The sequence below is a fragment of the Allosphingosinicella sp. genome, from assembly GCF_036387215.1.
GTDB lineage: Bacteria > Pseudomonadota > Alphaproteobacteria > Sphingomonadales > Sphingomonadaceae > Allosphingosinicella.
Genome location: NZ_DASVUE010000148.1, coordinates 1 through 13,552 on the forward strand (window position 1 = coordinate 1; position 13,552 = coordinate 13,552).

16 protein-coding genes are annotated in these 13,552 nt (G+C 66.6%); 9 read left to right on the forward strand and 7 right to left on the reverse strand.

Annotation, left to right across the window (positions count from 1 at the left end; translation table 11 throughout):
- Positions 1 to 36 precede the first annotated feature (36 nt).
- From pdxH to VF662_RS05940, 3 genes are read left to right on the forward strand one after another with little or no spacing between them, the layout of a single operon-like run.
- Positions 37 to 615 (forward strand): pyridoxamine 5'-phosphate oxidase, encoded by a 579-nt coding sequence (gene pdxH, locus VF662_RS05930; protein ID WP_464138874.1) that lies wholly within the window; start codon positions 37 to 39, stop codon positions 613 to 615.
- Positions 616 to 620: 5 nt separating this feature from the next.
- Positions 621 to 1,556: a cation diffusion facilitator family transporter gene (locus VF662_RS05935; protein ID WP_464138889.1), complete on the forward strand. Its 936-nt coding sequence runs from the start codon at positions 621 to 623 to the stop codon at positions 1,554 to 1,556.
- Positions 1,553 to 2,341, forward strand: coding sequence for a PhzF family phenazine biosynthesis protein (locus tag VF662_RS05940; protein ID WP_464138875.1), 789 nt, complete (start codon positions 1,553 to 1,555; stop codon positions 2,339 to 2,341). Before VF662_RS05935 ends, VF662_RS05940 begins: the two co-directional genes overlap by 4 nt.
- Here the strand turns inward: VF662_RS05940 and VF662_RS05945 are convergent.
- The 4 genes from VF662_RS05945 to VF662_RS05960 all read right to left on the reverse strand — a co-directional run bounded on the left by VF662_RS05945 (position 2,338) and on the right by VF662_RS05960 (position 5,498).
- A complete protein-coding gene (locus VF662_RS05945) occupies positions 2,338 to 3,171 on the reverse strand; it encodes a hypothetical protein (RefSeq protein WP_464138876.1) in 834 nt (277 codons plus the stop codon). The two genes, VF662_RS05940 and VF662_RS05945, sit on opposite strands and share 4 nt — an antisense overlap.
- The gene (locus tag VF662_RS05950) at positions 3,168 to 4,529 is read right to left on the reverse strand and encodes a hypothetical protein (protein WP_464138877.1); all 1,362 of its coding nucleotides are present in this window, start codon (positions 4,527 to 4,529) and stop codon (positions 3,168 to 3,170) included. Before VF662_RS05950 ends, VF662_RS05945 begins: the two co-directional genes overlap by 4 nt.
- A gap of 116 nt (positions 4,530 to 4,645) precedes the next feature.
- Entirely contained in the window at positions 4,646 to 5,107 is a 462-nt protein-coding gene (locus VF662_RS05955; protein WP_464138878.1) for an NUDIX hydrolase, read from the reverse strand.
- A 7-nt stretch (positions 5,108 to 5,114) separates the two neighbouring features.
- Complete coding sequence (locus tag VF662_RS05960; RefSeq protein ID WP_464138879.1) at positions 5,115 to 5,498, reverse strand: hypothetical protein; 384 nt, start codon at positions 5,496 to 5,498, stop codon at positions 5,115 to 5,117.
- Between the two features lie 120 nt (positions 5,499 to 5,618).
- On the opposite strand from VF662_RS05960, the gene VF662_RS05965 reads away from it, so the two are divergent.
- On the forward strand, positions 5,619 to 6,884 hold the full coding sequence (locus tag VF662_RS05965; protein WP_464138880.1) for an APC family permease: 1,266 nt from the start codon (positions 5,619 to 5,621) through the stop codon (positions 6,882 to 6,884).
- Here the strand turns inward: VF662_RS05965 and mnmA are convergent.
- Complete coding sequence (gene mnmA, locus VF662_RS05970; RefSeq protein WP_464138881.1) at positions 6,871 to 7,977, reverse strand: tRNA 2-thiouridine(34) synthase MnmA; 1,107 nt, start codon at positions 7,975 to 7,977, stop codon at positions 6,871 to 6,873. The two genes, VF662_RS05965 and mnmA, sit on opposite strands and share 14 nt — an antisense overlap.
- Before the next feature lie 89 nt (positions 7,978 to 8,066).
- On the opposite strand from mnmA, the gene VF662_RS05975 reads away from it, so the two are divergent.
- The 3 genes from VF662_RS05975 to VF662_RS05985 all read left to right on the forward strand — a co-directional run bounded on the left by VF662_RS05975 (position 8,067) and on the right by VF662_RS05985 (position 9,229).
- Positions 8,067 to 8,345: a hypothetical protein gene (locus tag VF662_RS05975; RefSeq protein WP_464138882.1), complete on the forward strand. Its 279-nt coding sequence runs from the start codon at positions 8,067 to 8,069 to the stop codon at positions 8,343 to 8,345.
- Between the two features lie 116 nt (positions 8,346 to 8,461).
- Positions 8,462 to 8,761 carry a CtrA inhibitor SciP gene (sciP, locus tag VF662_RS05980; RefSeq protein WP_464138883.1) on the forward strand — a complete coding sequence of 100 codons (300 nt, stop codon included), beginning with the start codon at positions 8,462 to 8,464 and terminating at the stop codon, positions 8,759 to 8,761.
- A 198-nt stretch (positions 8,762 to 8,959) separates the two neighbouring features.
- Complete coding sequence (locus tag VF662_RS05985) at positions 8,960 to 9,229, forward strand: GlsB/YeaQ/YmgE family stress response membrane protein (RefSeq protein ID WP_464138884.1); 270 nt, start codon at positions 8,960 to 8,962, stop codon at positions 9,227 to 9,229.
- A 57-nt stretch (positions 9,230 to 9,286) separates the two neighbouring features.
- Here the strand turns inward: VF662_RS05985 and VF662_RS05990 are convergent, their stop codons facing one another.
- Positions 9,287 to 10,009 (reverse strand): SIMPL domain-containing protein, encoded by a 723-nt coding sequence (locus tag VF662_RS05990; protein ID WP_464138885.1) that lies wholly within the window; start codon positions 10,007 to 10,009, stop codon positions 9,287 to 9,289.
- Between the two features lie 90 nt (positions 10,010 to 10,099).
- On the reverse strand, positions 10,100 to 10,360 hold the full coding sequence (locus VF662_RS05995; protein WP_464138886.1) for a GlsB/YeaQ/YmgE family stress response membrane protein: 261 nt from the start codon (positions 10,358 to 10,360) through the stop codon (positions 10,100 to 10,102).
- A gap of 225 nt (positions 10,361 to 10,585) precedes the next feature.
- On the opposite strand from VF662_RS05995, the gene VF662_RS06000 reads away from it, so the two are divergent.
- Complete coding sequence (locus VF662_RS06000; protein WP_464138887.1) at positions 10,586 to 11,797, forward strand: efflux RND transporter periplasmic adaptor subunit; 1,212 nt, start codon at positions 10,586 to 10,588, stop codon at positions 11,795 to 11,797.
- A 13-nt stretch (positions 11,798 to 11,810) separates the two neighbouring features.
- The coding region (locus tag VF662_RS06005) for an efflux RND transporter permease subunit (protein ID WP_464138888.1) at positions 11,811 to 13,552 on the forward strand (1,742 nt) is incomplete at its 3' end.

Genomic DNA, 13,552 nt, shown 5'->3' on the forward strand with positions numbered 1-13,552 from the left:
CTTGTGCGACTCCCGCCGGGGCGGCAAGAGGCGCCGATGGCGACCGACCCGCACCGGCTGTTCGAGGATTGGTTCGCGCTCGCGCGCGAAGCCGAGCCGAACGATGCGAACGCGATGGCGCTGGCGACCGCCGATGCCGCGGGACGCCCTTCGGTCCGGATGGTGCTCCTGAAGGGGCACGACCAGCGCGGGTTCGTCTTCTACACCAACCAGGACAGCCGCAAGGGCGGCGAACTCGAGGCGAACCCCAATGCCGCCTTGCTCTTCCACTGGAAGTCGCTGAGGCGCCAGGTGCGGGTCGAAGGCGCCGTCGAGCCGGTCGCGGCCGATGAGGCGGACGCCTATTTCGCCACGCGGTCGAGGGATTCGCAGCTCGGCGCCTGGGCGTCCGACCAGTCGCGGCCGCTCGACCGCCGGGAGACGTTCGAGAGCCGCTACGAGGAAATGCGCACGCGTTTCGAGGGGCAAGACGTGCCGCGGCCGCCGCGCTGGTCGGGCTACCGGGTGGTTCCGGAGCGGATCGAATTCTGGACGGACCGCGCGCACCGGCTGCACGAGCGCCGGCTGTTCACGCGCCGCGATGGCGGTTGGATCGAGGGGCTGCTTTTCCCGTGAGCGCGGTGCGCGATCATGCGCGGCTCACTGCTTCGGCCGCGATCGCCAGCTCCGTCACGGCGCTCTTCCTGCTGCTGCTCAAGGCCGTCGCCGCCTGGACGACCGGTTCGGTGGCGATGCTCGGATCGCTCGCCGATTCCGCACTCGATCTTCTGGCATCGCTGGTCACGCTCTACGGAGTGCGCGTCGCAGCAACTCCGGCCGACCACGACCACCGCTTCGGCCACGGCAAGGCCGAGGCGCTTGCGGCATTGTTCCAGGTCGCCCTCATCACCGCCTCCGCCGCCGGGATCGCCTGGCAGGCCGGCCACCGGCTGGCCGATGACAGCCCTACCAAGGCGGCCGAATTCGGCATCGCCGTGTCGCTGGTGGCGATTGCCGTCACGATCGGGCTGCTCCTCTATCAGCGAAGCGTCATCCGCCGGACGGGCTCGGTGGCGATCCGTGCCGACAACGTCCACTACCAAAGCGATCTGCTGCTCAACCTGTCGGTCATCGCCGCGCTCGTCATCGACCAGTATCTCGGGTTTACGGGCGCGGATCCGCTGTTCGGGATCGCGATCGCGCTCTGGCTCGCCTGGGGCGCGTTCAAGGCCTCGAACCAGGCGATCGACCAGCTGATGGACAAGGAATGGCCGGAGGAGAAGCGGCAGCGCTTCCTTGCCGTTGCCGCCCAGCATCCCGCCCTTCGAGGCATCCACGATTTCCGCACCCGCCGCAGCGGCTCCCGGGACTTCGCCCAGTTCCACATGTATGTCGCGCCGGACATGACCGTCGCCGAGGCGCATGAGGTAATGGACGCGGTCGAGGCGCGGATCGCCGAGGCGTTCCCAGGCGTGGAGATCCTCATCCACCTCGACCCCGAAGGCCATGTCGATCATCCGGACAACCCGCTCGTCGAGGCGGACGTCACCCCCAGCTGGTTTGGAAAGCGCCCATGACCCCACTTCGCTTCGTCCAGGTCGATGCCTTCGCCGACCGCCCCTTCACCGGCAATCCGGCTGCCGTGATCCCGCTCGACGAATGGCTTCCGGACGAGGTGATGCAGGCGATCGCGGAGGAGAACAATCTCAGCGAGACCGCCTTCACCGTGCCCGCGAGCGGGGACGCGGATTACGAGCTGCGCTGGTTCACTCCCACCACCGAGGTTGCGCTCTGCGGCCATGCGACGCTTGCCAGCGGCCATGTGCTGATCGAGGGCGACATTGTCCGCTTCCGCACCCGCAAGGCGGGCGTGCTGATCGTCGGCCGCGACGGGGATGCGCTGACGCTGGACCTGCCGGTGACGCTGGTGAAGCCGGGGCGGCATCCCGGCCTTCTGGAGGCACTTGGGACGCCGGAGGCGGAGGTGTTCATTTCCTATGCCGGCGCTGAGGCCACGGCGATCATCCTGCTGAAAGACGAAGCGGCGGTGCGCGGCTGCGCGCCCGACATGCGCGCTCTTCGCGACATCGACCTGATGGCCATCGTCACGGCTTCCGGCGAAGGCGGGCATGACGTTGCGAGCCGCGTGTTCGTACCCGCCTGGGGCGTGGACGAGGATCCGGTCACCGGCTCCGCCCACGCTGCGCTTGCGGCCTTCTGGTGCGAACGGCTCGGCCGCGACAGCTTCACCGCCTGGCAGGCAAGCCGGCGCGGCGGCCGCGTCGGATGCCGCCTCCTCGGCGACCGTGCCATCCTCGGCGGCAGGTGCGTCACCGTGATCGAGGGCAGCCTGCGGCTCTAGCGGATCGGCGACAGCAGGCTCGGCCGCCCGAATCCCGCCATCGCCGCTCCAGACTGGCGCGCCCACAAGGTCCAGAACCGTTCGAGAGCGTTCAACGCAGGAATTGTCCGGCTGACGTCCGGGGCTTCTGGCGGGAGAATACCCGCCCCGATGACATAGAGACGGGCGCCGCCGAAGTTGCCGAACAGCTGGTTCTTCGCCGCCTTCTTCAACTCCGCCGCCGGGTCGATTTGCCGAAGGCCCTTCTTCGCGTAGAAGCTCGTGGCGCTGGAATGCTCCAACATGTCGGACGCTATGATCACCACTTTGTCCCGCGCGCGGGAAGCGGCGATCGGACCCGACAATTGCTTCAGGCTCGACATGATTTCGCTCTGGGAGAAGGTGGCGGCACTGACCTTCTGGGCGGCGGCGACCCCTGCGAGCGCAATTCGGGAGGCGAGCAGCGGCTGATCGTGAAGGCATTTGTCGATCTGCCGCAATTTGGGCACAGAGATCGAGTTTCGTAGCTGAGCCGGCACCGCCGGCTCCACCGATCCCGCTGCGACTATTTCCGCAAAATGGCCCCTTCTGAATGCTGAGAAGCGGGCGATCGCGAACCTTGTCCCCGGGCCAATCAGCTTCACCACGTTCGCTCTTAGATTCTGCGTCAGCGCCGGATCGAGGGCAGTCGTTTCATCGATAAGGATAAAGACGTCCCGTGCCGACGGCGCGGGTGCAACGCCGATTGGATAGCGCCCGTAGCAGCTCGGAACGAGATTCTGTCCGGATGCGCCGGATGCGCCGGCCAGTGTCGCGGCCAACAGTGCGAGCCGAAGCAGGTGAGCGATCATGCCCTTGCCTCCCCGGGAGGAGGCAGAGCGTCGGGCGAACTTCCGTTCACGCCCGAAGGATGCTCGTACCCGAGCGCTCTCCCGGTATCGTGCCCGTTCCCACGACTGGCGCGCCGGACTGGCGAGCTGCGTAGCCGCTCCTCCGGCAGGTGGAGGTTGGTCGCCCCCTTCTTCTGCTCTTCCGCGATGAAGGTGTAGAAGTTCTTCTTGAAGTCGATGGGCGTGGGAGAGTGCTTCTCAAGAAGCTGATGGAGCTTCAAGAGCCGAGCGTTGGCAATCATCATCCTGCGTTCGATCGGCTCGAAGTAGGAGCCGTAGTCCGGCTGCCCCCTGGTGGCGCGCGATGCCTGCCGGCTTTGCTTGCCGGCAAAGCCGTACCGCAGTCCCACTCCCACTCCGACCAGCTGGGTGACCACAAAGATGATCGCGAGCATGATGAAGCCAGCAAGCGCCGCATTTTCCTTGGATGCAGCGGCGGGGTCGGCTGCGGGGGTTGCCGGTGCAGGCGCCGCGACCGCCGCCTGCAGCTCCGGCGAAAGTCCCGAGACGTCAGGGCCGCTGGGCGCCGCGGCAAGCTGCGCCTCCTCGATCTGCGCAGTGTGGAGTGTCTCAAGGCGCAGCACCGTGGATCCGATCGCAATGCTCAGGATCAAAACGCCGGCAATCCATGCCCAGGCATGATTGCCCACGTCGCCCGGTTTGCTCACGACGCGGTTCGCGCAGCGGACGTGCGGAGGATCCGCGTCGTCGATCGTCTGCGCCTCATCGAGGCTGACCACTCGGGAGGTGAAACAGGGATCCTTGTTTTTCTGATACTCGCGGAAGCAGTAGCGAAGAAGGCTCGTCCGGAACCACTGATGCCCGGCATGATGCGTCACCCAGACGAGGATCGTCGCAAGCACGAGCACGATCCCCACCATCAGCAGCTGTCTCGTATTTTCCGAGCCCTCCATGGCCATGAAGCCGCCCAGCAGATAGGAGAAGCCCAACCCTTCAAGAGCGATGAGGAGCGCGAGCAGACCCATCACCCAGACCGGTATCTCGCGGCGGCCGTGATCGTATGTCCGCTTCAGATATTCGATATTGTTATCGAACTCCTCCGGCGAAAGTGAGGTGCAATGTTTGGCATAGTCGCGGCAGAGCGTGTTCTCGACGTTCAGCCACTCCGCGTCCTGCGTCGAGTTGGAATAGTCGTTCGAGAAACGACTCAGCCTTCCGATGAGCGGGAAGGTATAGAAGAGCTCCGTCACCGCGAAGCTGCTGTGGCGCGCCGAATAGATCATCGCCACCGCCGCCAGCGCCAAGAGGGTCCAGATCCACCAGGCCGCAGCCGAAAACAGATAGTTGAGAAAGTCCATCGCTGCTGCCCCCGCAGAAAGGCGCAATAAGCTCCCGAATCACGGAGGTTTCCCACAGGAGACTTCTCCGTTCCGGACTCCGGAATGGCGCAAAGCTTCGGCCCCAACGGGTGCGTCTAGGTTGCGCCCACTGCCTCGATAAGCCCGTCGAGGATCGGCAGCTGGCTCGGGAGGATCTTGGAGCGGGCTTGGTCCAGCGTGAACCACGCGGCGGCATCGACTTCGGGGAAGGAGCGGTATTCGCCGCTCCTCGGCGGATATTCGAGGTTGAAGTGATTGCTGACGATGGCGCTCACCTCGAGATCGCCTTCGAGGGCGAAAGCATCCACGTACTTGCCGCCCTTCTGCCTGATGCGGGGCAGCGGGCGGAGCTCTCCGGAGGGGCGGGTGCCGAGCTCCTCCTCGAATTCGCGGAGAGCGGCGGCGGCGCTGTCCTCGCCTTCTTCCACTCCGCCTTTCGGGATCATCCAGGCGCCGGCGTCCTTGCCGCGCCAGAAAGGCCCGCCGGGGTGGACCAGCAGCACTTCCAGGTGCGGGCGTCGGCGGTAAAGGAGGATCCCGGCGCTTAGGGGCGTCAAGGCTTGCTCAGCGGCGGCGATAGGGAGTGAAGCTGCCGAGAAGGCAGGTGGGGCCGGGGATGGTCGAACCCGCCAAGATCGTCCGGAAGCGGTCGCTGCGGCAATATTGGCTGCCCTGCACTTCGAGCACCAGCGTGTCGAGCGGGCGAAGTCCGGGACATTCCGCCTCAAGGCGGTTCACCCACAATGTCCTGCCGCGCTCGTAGGTGAGGGTTCTCGGATCGACGACCGTCAGCCCTGAAGCGCCGCTGTCGGCGGGGACGCAGTTATGCGGAGCGCCGGCCTCGCGGCCCGCAAGCTCGCGGCCCAGCGCCTCCTGGTCTCTGGAGGGCCCCTGCGGGCCCGGCGCCGCGCATCCGGCAAGGACGAGCAAAATCGGGAAGATGCGCATCGAATGATCTCCTTTCCTTCATTTTGCGCCCCTGGACGGGGTCCGGGCAAGCCCGCCTCCAAACAAACTTGCCGCGCGCGCCGCCGCGCGACATGAAAGGGGACCAGGCGGGAGGGGCGATTGACCGAGAGACGCGACGACGAGCTCCTGCGCCGGGACATCGGCTTCTTCGGCTCGGCCTTCCTCGCCTTCAACGGCGTCGTCGGCGCCGGCATCTTCGCGCTCCCCGAGAAGCTCTACACGCAGTTCGGTGCGTTCAGCCCGTTCCTGTTCCCGATCTTCGGCCTGCTGGTGCTGGTGGTGGCGCTTCCATTCGCTCGGGTAGCGAGCCGGTTTCCAGTGTCGGGGGGACCCGTCGTCTATGCTGCGACATTCGGGCCGGCCGTCTCCTTCCAGGCAGGCTGGATCTATTATGTCGCGCGGGTGACGGCGCTTGCCGCCAATACGAACGTCCTGATCACCTATCTCGCCACGCTCTGGGGCCCGCTTGAAGCCGGCCTGATGCGGATACTGGGGATGTTCGCGGCTTGCGGGCTCCTCACCTTCATCAACATCGTCGGTGTGAAGCGTGCCGTGCGGGCGCTCGATGCGCTTACTCTCCTGAAGGCCGCGCCGCTCATCGCCCTTGCGGTCATGGGGCTGATCGTCGCCGGCGGATCGATCGAGGCTTCGTCAGCGCCGCCCCTCTCGGAGGTGGAGGTGGCGGCGCTGCTCGTCCTCTATGCCTTCGTCGGCTTCGAGAACAGCGTCGTGCCCGCCGGTGAGACCGCCGATGCGCAACGCACCATCCCGCGCGCCCTGATCACCACCATCGTCGCGACTGCGGCGCTCTATTTCCTGGTGCAGCTCTCCTACGTGGCGGTGATGGAGCCCGGCCAGGGCGGCGATGCGCCGCTCGTCTCGTTCGGGCAGGCGCTGCTGGGGCCGACCGGCGGACTGATCCTGACCGCCGCCGCGGTCTTTTCGCTGCTCGGCAACATCCACGGCGGCCTCACCGCGACGCCGCGCACCACCTTTGCGCTGGCGCGGGACGGGCTGCTGCCGGGCTGGTTCGGGCGGGTCAGCGAGAAATACCATACGCCCGCCAATTCGGTGCTGTTCATGGGGCTGATGGTGCTTCTGCTCGCGGTGACCGGAAGCTTCGTTTGGCTCGCCGTCGTCAGCACTCTGGCGCGGATGGTGGTCTATTCGATCAGCATCGCCGCCCTTCCGCGTGTCGCGGGGGAGGGGGCGAACCGGCCGCTCATCTACTTGATGGTCGCGGCGGGGGTTGCGGTGTGCGTGTGGGCGGCCGTCCAATCGGAATGGGCGTCGTGGGCGACGCTTGCAGCGCTCATTGCTGCGGGTACGGTGCTCTACCTGCTGGCGCGGCTCAGGCGGCGATAAGCTCCGCCGCCACCGTCTCCCGGATCCAGCCGCCGCCGAGCACGCGGTCCCCCTCGTAGATCACCGCCGCCTGCCCCGGGGCCACGCCGAATTCGGGCTGCTCGAAGTGAATGTCGGCGCCGTCGAACCGGACGGCAGCCGGCCGGGCCATCGAGCGAACCTTGGCGCTGAGGCCGATGCGCTGCTCTTCGCCAAGCCAGTTGATGCTGTCGAGGGAGGCGGCGCGGACGGCAAGCGCCCGCTTCGGCCCTGCCACCACCCGCTTCTCCTCCGGATCGAGGCGGACCACGTAGAGCGGCTCGGACTGCCCGCCGATCTCGAGGCCGCGGCGCTGGCCTACGGTGAAGTGGATGAGGCCGCGATGCTTTCCGAGCACCCGCCCTTCAAGGTCGACGATCTCCCCCGGCTGCGCGGCTTCGGGGCGCACCTTCTCGACCACCGAGGCATAGTCGCCGTCGGGGACGAAGCAGATGTCCTGGCTGTCGGGCTTGTCCGCCACCGCAAGCTGCAGCTCGCGGGCGATCTCGCGCACCGCCTGCTTCGGCATGTGGCCGAGCGGGAAGCGGAGGAAGTCCAGCTGCTCGCGCGTGGTGGCGAACAGGAAATAACTCTGGTCCCGCGCTGGATCGAGCGCCCGGTGCAGCTCCGCGCCGGTCGGTCCGATCGCTCGGCGGACGTAATGGCCGGTGGCGAGGCAGTCGGCGCCAAGCTCCCGGGCGAGGCTGAGGAGATCGGTGAACTTCACGCTCTGGTTGCACGAGACGCAGGGGATGGGGGTGCGCCCGCGCGCATATTCCTCGGCGAAGCGGTCGATCACGCTGTCCCGGAAGCGGCTTTCATAGTCGAACACATAATGCGCGATGCCGAGCCGGTCGGCGACGGTGCGGGCGTCGTAAATGTCCTGGCCCGCGCAGCAGCTTCCGGTCCGCTGGACGGCGGCGCCGTGATCGTAGAGCTGGAGAGTCACCCCGATCACCTCAGCGCCCGTGCGGGCGGCGAGGGCTGCGACGACCGAGCTGTCGACGCCGCCCGACATGGCGACGACGATCCTCGCCTCGCTGAGTGGCTTATCGAGCTGAAAGTCCGCGTCCATGGGCGCGCACATAGCGATCCCGAGGGGTTTCGCCCACCCTAACAGGCCTTTTACCTCGTCTTCAGCCTTGTTCTGTAGACGGGGCGGCAATGGATTTGAGCTTTTTCAGACGTCCCCAGATGCGGTTCGCCACCGGGGCGCCGGCGCGCCTCGATTATGGCGTGCTGGTTGCGACGCTGGAGGCGATGCAGTCGGCAAGCGCCGCCGCGCGCGCCGTCCGGGGGCTCGGCGGCGAAGGCGCGGCCGCTCCGCGGCAGGATGCGCTGGTCGAGCTTTTGTGCGGGGGGGCAGGCTGGCGCGAGGCGCTGATCGCCCAGGGCGGCTGCTTCAATCCAGCGCAGGCGGCGGCGCTCAGGGGGTGCGGTTAACGCAAATGACCGGGAAATTCACCATCGCATTTTAGGCTTCCTTCAACGGGCCTCGGCTAGGTGGGAACGAACAAGGGGGGTGGCCCGCAGCCGGGCCGGGAGCATTTGAGGTAGGAATGATCGAGAACCAGAAGATACGTCCGGCACAGGTGATCGGCCCGCTCGGCGAGCCGCTGACCCTGGATTCGCTGCCGCCCCCCGGCACCACCCGCTGGGTCGTGCGCCGAAAGGCGGAGGTCGTATCGGCCGTGAATGGAGGTCTTCTGAGCGTCGACGAGGCGTGCGAGCGCTACGGCCTCACGCTCGAGGAATTCGCCACCTGGCAGCGCGCGGTGGATCGATCCGGGATGCCGGGGCTTCGGGTCACCCGTATCCAGCATTACAAGTCGCTCTACGAGCGCCAGCAAAAATTCTAGGCTGGCAGAGCGCTGCTCTTAACAGCGTAAGTAGCTGATAACATGCCGAACCCGGCCGGACATGCTCCGGCCGGGCTTATTCGTGCCCCATCGGTTCACCGCAATTCAGGAACCACCCTCCGCGTTACGCGTCTAGAGTTCGGACCGGTGCCGAAACTGCTTCGGCCAGTCGGGTATGTGAATAACAGGAGGGTAGTTATGACTTGGATCCTGATCATCATCATTGGCGGCATTCTCGGCTGGCTCGCCAGCATCGTGATGCGCACTGACGCTCAACAGGGCATTCTTCTCAATATCGTCGTCGGCATCGTCGGCGCGATCCTCGGCGGCCTGCTGCTGAGCCCGCTGATCGGCGGCGCCCCGATCACGAGCGGCAATTTCGACATCATGTCGCTGCTGGTCTCGTTCCTCGGCGCGATCATCCTGCTCGCGATCGTCAACCTCTTCCGCCGCGGCCGCGTCCGGTAAGCAGCGAAGAGCTTCGGAAAGAGGGCCGCCCGCTTCCGCGTGGCGGCCCTTTTCTTGTCAGTCGAGCTCGAAGCTGACGGTGAGGCTGATCGAGACGGTCTGTTCGCCCGGCGAAATGTCGCTCGCAGCCGACCCCGTAACCTGGATCGCCTCCCGCATCATCGGCCGCGGAACCGGCACATAATTGGCTCCGGCCTCGCTTACCGACAGGATGCGCCGCACGCGCTTGCCCATCGCCTTGGCATAGGTTTCGGCGCGGCTGCGGGCGGTTTGCAGGGCTGCAAGGCGCGCCTCGTCGAGCGCCGCTTCCGGCTTTTCCAGCGTCAGCGTCGGCCCGTTGATCTGGTTCGCTCCCTGCGCGACCAGCGCGTCGAGGATCCGGCCGGTATTCTTGATGTCGCGGAATCGCACCGACACTTCGTTGCCGGCGCGGTAGCCGGTCAGGGCCGGCGGCTGGTTCTCGAGATAGCGATATTCGGGATTGAGGCTGATCGAGCTGGTCTGGATGTCACGGTCCGCGATCCCCGCCCGCCGAAGCGCCGTCCGCACCGAAGCCATCCGCACCGCATTCTGCTCGATCGCGGCAGTCGCGGTGGGGGCGACGGTCACGACACCGGCGTTGATGCGGGCGATGTCGGGCACGCGCACGACTTCGCCGGTGGCGACGACGTCGAGCCTGGTGCCGGCGATCGACTGCACCGCCGGATCCTGTGCCGAGGCAATGCTGAACGGGACCGCCGCCAGCGCGAGCGCGGAGGCGAGGCTAAGACTGCGAATCATTTGAAAGCTCCTGAACGGCGCGCCCTTTCGCGGGCGCCGGAGCCTCTAACGCCGCTCCGCCTGCATCGTTGCTGAACCGAAAGGAAAGCGTCAGCGCCGCCGCATCAGCAGCCGGTAGACGAACAGGATCAGGATCGCGCCCAAAGTCGCGGCGATGAAGCCGCCTGCCTGGCCCTGGCTGTACCAGCCGACCGCATTACCGATGAACCCGGCGACAAGGGCGCCCCCGATGCCGAGGAGGATGGTGACGATGCATCCGCCCGGATCGCGCCCCGGCATGATCGCCTTGGCAAGGAGGCCGGCCAGAGCGCCGATGATGATCCAGCCGAAGAAACCGTACGTGCCAAGCATTTGCCTTTTTTCCCCTCGACCATCATCTTGCGCCGCGACGGCCCGTCACGGCCCGTCGAAAATCCAACGACGGCAATGGCAAAAGGCTCCCGATCCGTGTACATGCGCTGGCTGCGGGCGTGGGGGAAAGCCGGCAATTACGACGCTTGAGGCCGGTGATTTATTCGGCTAATACAGCCATAGCGGCGCTGCCGCCCATTGGGGTGTGGGGATAGAGTGAAGACGATGAACTTGGAAACTGCAGGCTGGCGGCGCGACGCAATCGAAGGCGAAATCCTTGGCGAGGAGGTGCTCGCGAGCCGGCGCCGGCGCAGGAACATCATCATCGCGGTGATCGCCGCTCTTCTCGTCGTGATCGCGGCCGTGATCGCAATGACGGGCAAGGGCGAAGACGCTCCGGCAGCGGCTCCGCCCGGAGCCGGCAAGGGCAAGCGCGGGCAGACCGCCCCGTCGGTGACGGTGGTGGTGCCCGGCAGGCAGCAGGTCGCCGGCATCGTCTCCGCGAGCGGCAACCTTGCAGCCCGGGTCGACATGCCCGTCGGCGTTCCCGGCGAAGGCGGGATGGTCTCGCGGGTCCTCGTCCAGCCCGGCCAGTGGGTGGGTGCAGGCCAGACGCTCGCATCCATCGACCGCTCGGTGCAGACTCAGGAAGCGCAGCGCCTCGCCGCAAGCATCGAGGTGGCGCGGGCCGATGCCCGCCTTGCGCAGCAGGAACTGGAGCGGGCGCAGGCGCTGGTTTCGCGCGGCTTCGTCTCCAAGGCCGACGTCGAGCGGCGGACCGCCACCCGCGATGCCGCCAATGCCCGCGTCCGGGTCGCCCAGGCGCAGCTCGGCGAATCGCGCGCGCGCATCGGCAGGCTCGACATCCGTGCACCCGCGGCCGGCCTCGTGCTCGAGCGCAATGTCGAGCCCGGCCAGGTGGTCGGAGCCGGCTCCGGCGCGCTGTTCCGCATCGCCCGCGGCGGCGAGATGGAGCTGAAGGCGCAGCTCTCGCAGCAGGATCTGGCGATGATGCGCGTGGGCCTGCCGGTCCAGGTGATCCCCGTCGGCTCCAATCAGGCGTTCACCGGCCGTGTGTGGCAGGTCTCGCCGGTCATCGACCCGCAGACCCGCCTTGGCGAGGCACGGATCGCAGTTCCCTATAACCCGCTGCTCCGGCCCGGCGGCTTCGCCGAAGCCCGCGTGACGAGCGGCGCCGTCGACGCCCCACTGCTTCCGCAAAGCGCGGTGCTCAGCGACCAGCAGGGCAATTACGTCTACGTCGTCAACCGCAATAACGAGGTCGAGCGCCGCGACATCAAGGTCGGCAGCGTCAGCAGCGCGGGCGTGACCATCCTCGCGGGGCTTTCCGGCACCGAGCGGGTGGTCCTGTCGGCAGGCGCCTTCCTCAATCCGGGGCAGAAGGTCGCCCCTCGCCGGGCCGAGGCGCGGTCGTAAAGGACAATTCCGCATGAACTTCCGCAACATTTCGTCCTGGGCGATCCGGAACCCGGTCCCGCCGCTCGTCCTCTTCGCTGCGCTTCTGCTCGCGGGCATCGTCTCGTTCATGCGGATGGACGTGAACGACAGCCCGGACGTCGAATTCCCGTTCGTCAACGTCAGCATCTCGCAGCCAGGCGCCGCTCCGACGGAGCTCGAGACCCAGGTCACGCAGCGTGTCGAGGCCGCGATCCGGGGCGTCAATGGCGTCGAGGAGATCAACAGCTCCGTACGCGAAGGCAACTCGAACACCTTCGTCCAGTTCGCGATCGGTACGCCCGTCGACCGTGCGACGAACGACGTGCGCGATGCGATCTCGCAGATCCGCGGCGACCTTCCGGAAGGAATCCTCGAGCCGCAGGTGGTGCGCGCCGAAGGCGGCAGCCAGCTCGCCATCTTCGCGGTCGAAACCAGCGACATGACGCTGGAGCAGCTCTCCTGGTACGTAGACAACGACGTATCGAAGCGCCTGCTGGCGATCCCCGGAATGGCGAGCGTCGACCGCTATGGCGGCGTCAACCGCGAGATTCGCGTTATCCTCAATCCGTCCGCGATCCAGGCGCAGGGCATCACCGCGGCGCAGGTCAACCAGCAGCTGCGGCAGATCAACATGGATTCGGCCGGCGGCCGCGCCGAGATCGCGGGATCGGAGCAGGCGGTGCGCGTGCTCGGCAACGCCGACACGGCTGCCGAGCTTGCGGAGACGCAGATCGCGCTTCCGGGCGGGCGTACGGCCAAGCTCGGCGACATCGCCCAGGTGCTCGACAGCAACAGCGAGCAGCGTTCGATCAGCAAGCTCGGCGGGACGCAGATCCTGAGCTTCGGCGTCTCCCGCGCCAAGGGCGCCTCCGACGTCAGCACCTACGAAGCGATCGAAAAGGAACTTCGGAAGATCGAGAAGGATTCGGGCGGCCGGGTCAAGTTCAACCGCATCTATACCGAGGTGGATTCGACGATCCTCCAGTACGAATCCTCGATGGAGATGCTGTGGGAAGGCGCTCTCCTCGCCGTCATCGTCGTGTTCCTGTTCCTTCGCGACTGGCGCGCGACCCTCATCTCCGCGGTTGCGATCCCCCTCTCCGCAATTCCGACCTTCTGGTTCCTCGACCTGATGGGGTTCACCCTGAACTTCCTCAGCCTGCTGGCGCTCAGCCTCGTCGCGGGCGTGCTGGTCGACGACGCGATCGTGGAGATCGAGAATATCGTCCGGCACATGCGCATGGGCAAATCCGCGTACCAGGCATCGATCGATGCGGCCGACGAGATCGGGCTGGCGGTGCTCGCAACGACCATGTCGATCGTCGCCGTGTTCCTTCCGGTGGGCCTGATGCCGGGCATTTCCGGCCAGTTCTTCAAGAATTTCGGGTTCACGGTCGTGGTCGCGGTGCTGATGAGCCTGTTCGTCGCGCGCCTCATCACGCCGCTCATGGCTGCCTATCTCCTGAAGTCGCACGGGCCTGAGCCGCATGGCGAGAATTTCGTCATGCGCTGGTATCTGGGGGCGCTTCGCTGGACGCTTCGGCACCGCTGGTCTTCGGTCGTCGGCGGCTTGGTTTCGCTGCTCCTCACCGGCCTCCTCTTCAGCAACCTCAGCTTCACCTTCATGCCGCCGCAGGACCGCGATTTCAGCCAGGTCCGAATCTTCCTTCCGCCGGGCTCGACCCGGGCGCAGGCGGAGGCGATCGCCACGCGCGCGCGCCAGATCGTCCAGAC

Coding starts and splice junctions, on each gene's coding strand:
- VF662_RS05975 (WP_464138882.1), top strand. CDS start 8,067: ATGGATTTGAGCTTTTTCAGACGTCCCCAGATGCGGTTCGCCACCGGG.
- VF662_RS05945 (WP_464138876.1), bottom strand. CDS start 3,171: ATGATCGCTCACCTGCTTCGGCTCGCACTGTTGGCCGCGACACTGGCC.
- mnmA (WP_464138881.1), bottom strand. CDS start 7,977: ATGGACGCGGACTTTCAGCTCGATAAGCCACTCAGCGAGGCGAGGATC.
- VF662_RS05940 (WP_464138875.1), top strand. CDS start 1,553: ATGACCCCACTTCGCTTCGTCCAGGTCGATGCCTTCGCCGACCGCCCC.
- VF662_RS05995 (WP_464138886.1), bottom strand. CDS start 10,360: ATGCTTGGCACGTACGGTTTCTTCGGCTGGATCATCATCGGCGCTCTG.
- sciP (WP_464138883.1), top strand. CDS start 8,462: ATGATCGAGAACCAGAAGATACGTCCGGCACAGGTGATCGGCCCGCTC.
- VF662_RS05950 (WP_464138877.1), bottom strand. CDS start 4,529: ATGGACTTTCTCAACTATCTGTTTTCGGCTGCGGCCTGGTGGATCTGG.
- VF662_RS05990 (WP_464138885.1), bottom strand. CDS start 10,009: ATGATTCGCAGTCTTAGCCTCGCCTCCGCGCTCGCGCTGGCGGCGGTC.
- VF662_RS06000 (WP_464138887.1), top strand. CDS start 10,586: ATGAACTTGGAAACTGCAGGCTGGCGGCGCGACGCAATCGAAGGCGAA.
- VF662_RS05985 (WP_464138884.1), top strand. CDS start 8,960: ATGACTTGGATCCTGATCATCATCATTGGCGGCATTCTCGGCTGGCTC.
- pdxH (WP_464138874.1), top strand. CDS start 37: ATGGCGACCGACCCGCACCGGCTGTTCGAGGATTGGTTCGCGCTCGCG.
- VF662_RS05960 (WP_464138879.1), bottom strand. CDS start 5,498: ATGCGCATCTTCCCGATTTTGCTCGTCCTTGCCGGATGCGCGGCGCCG.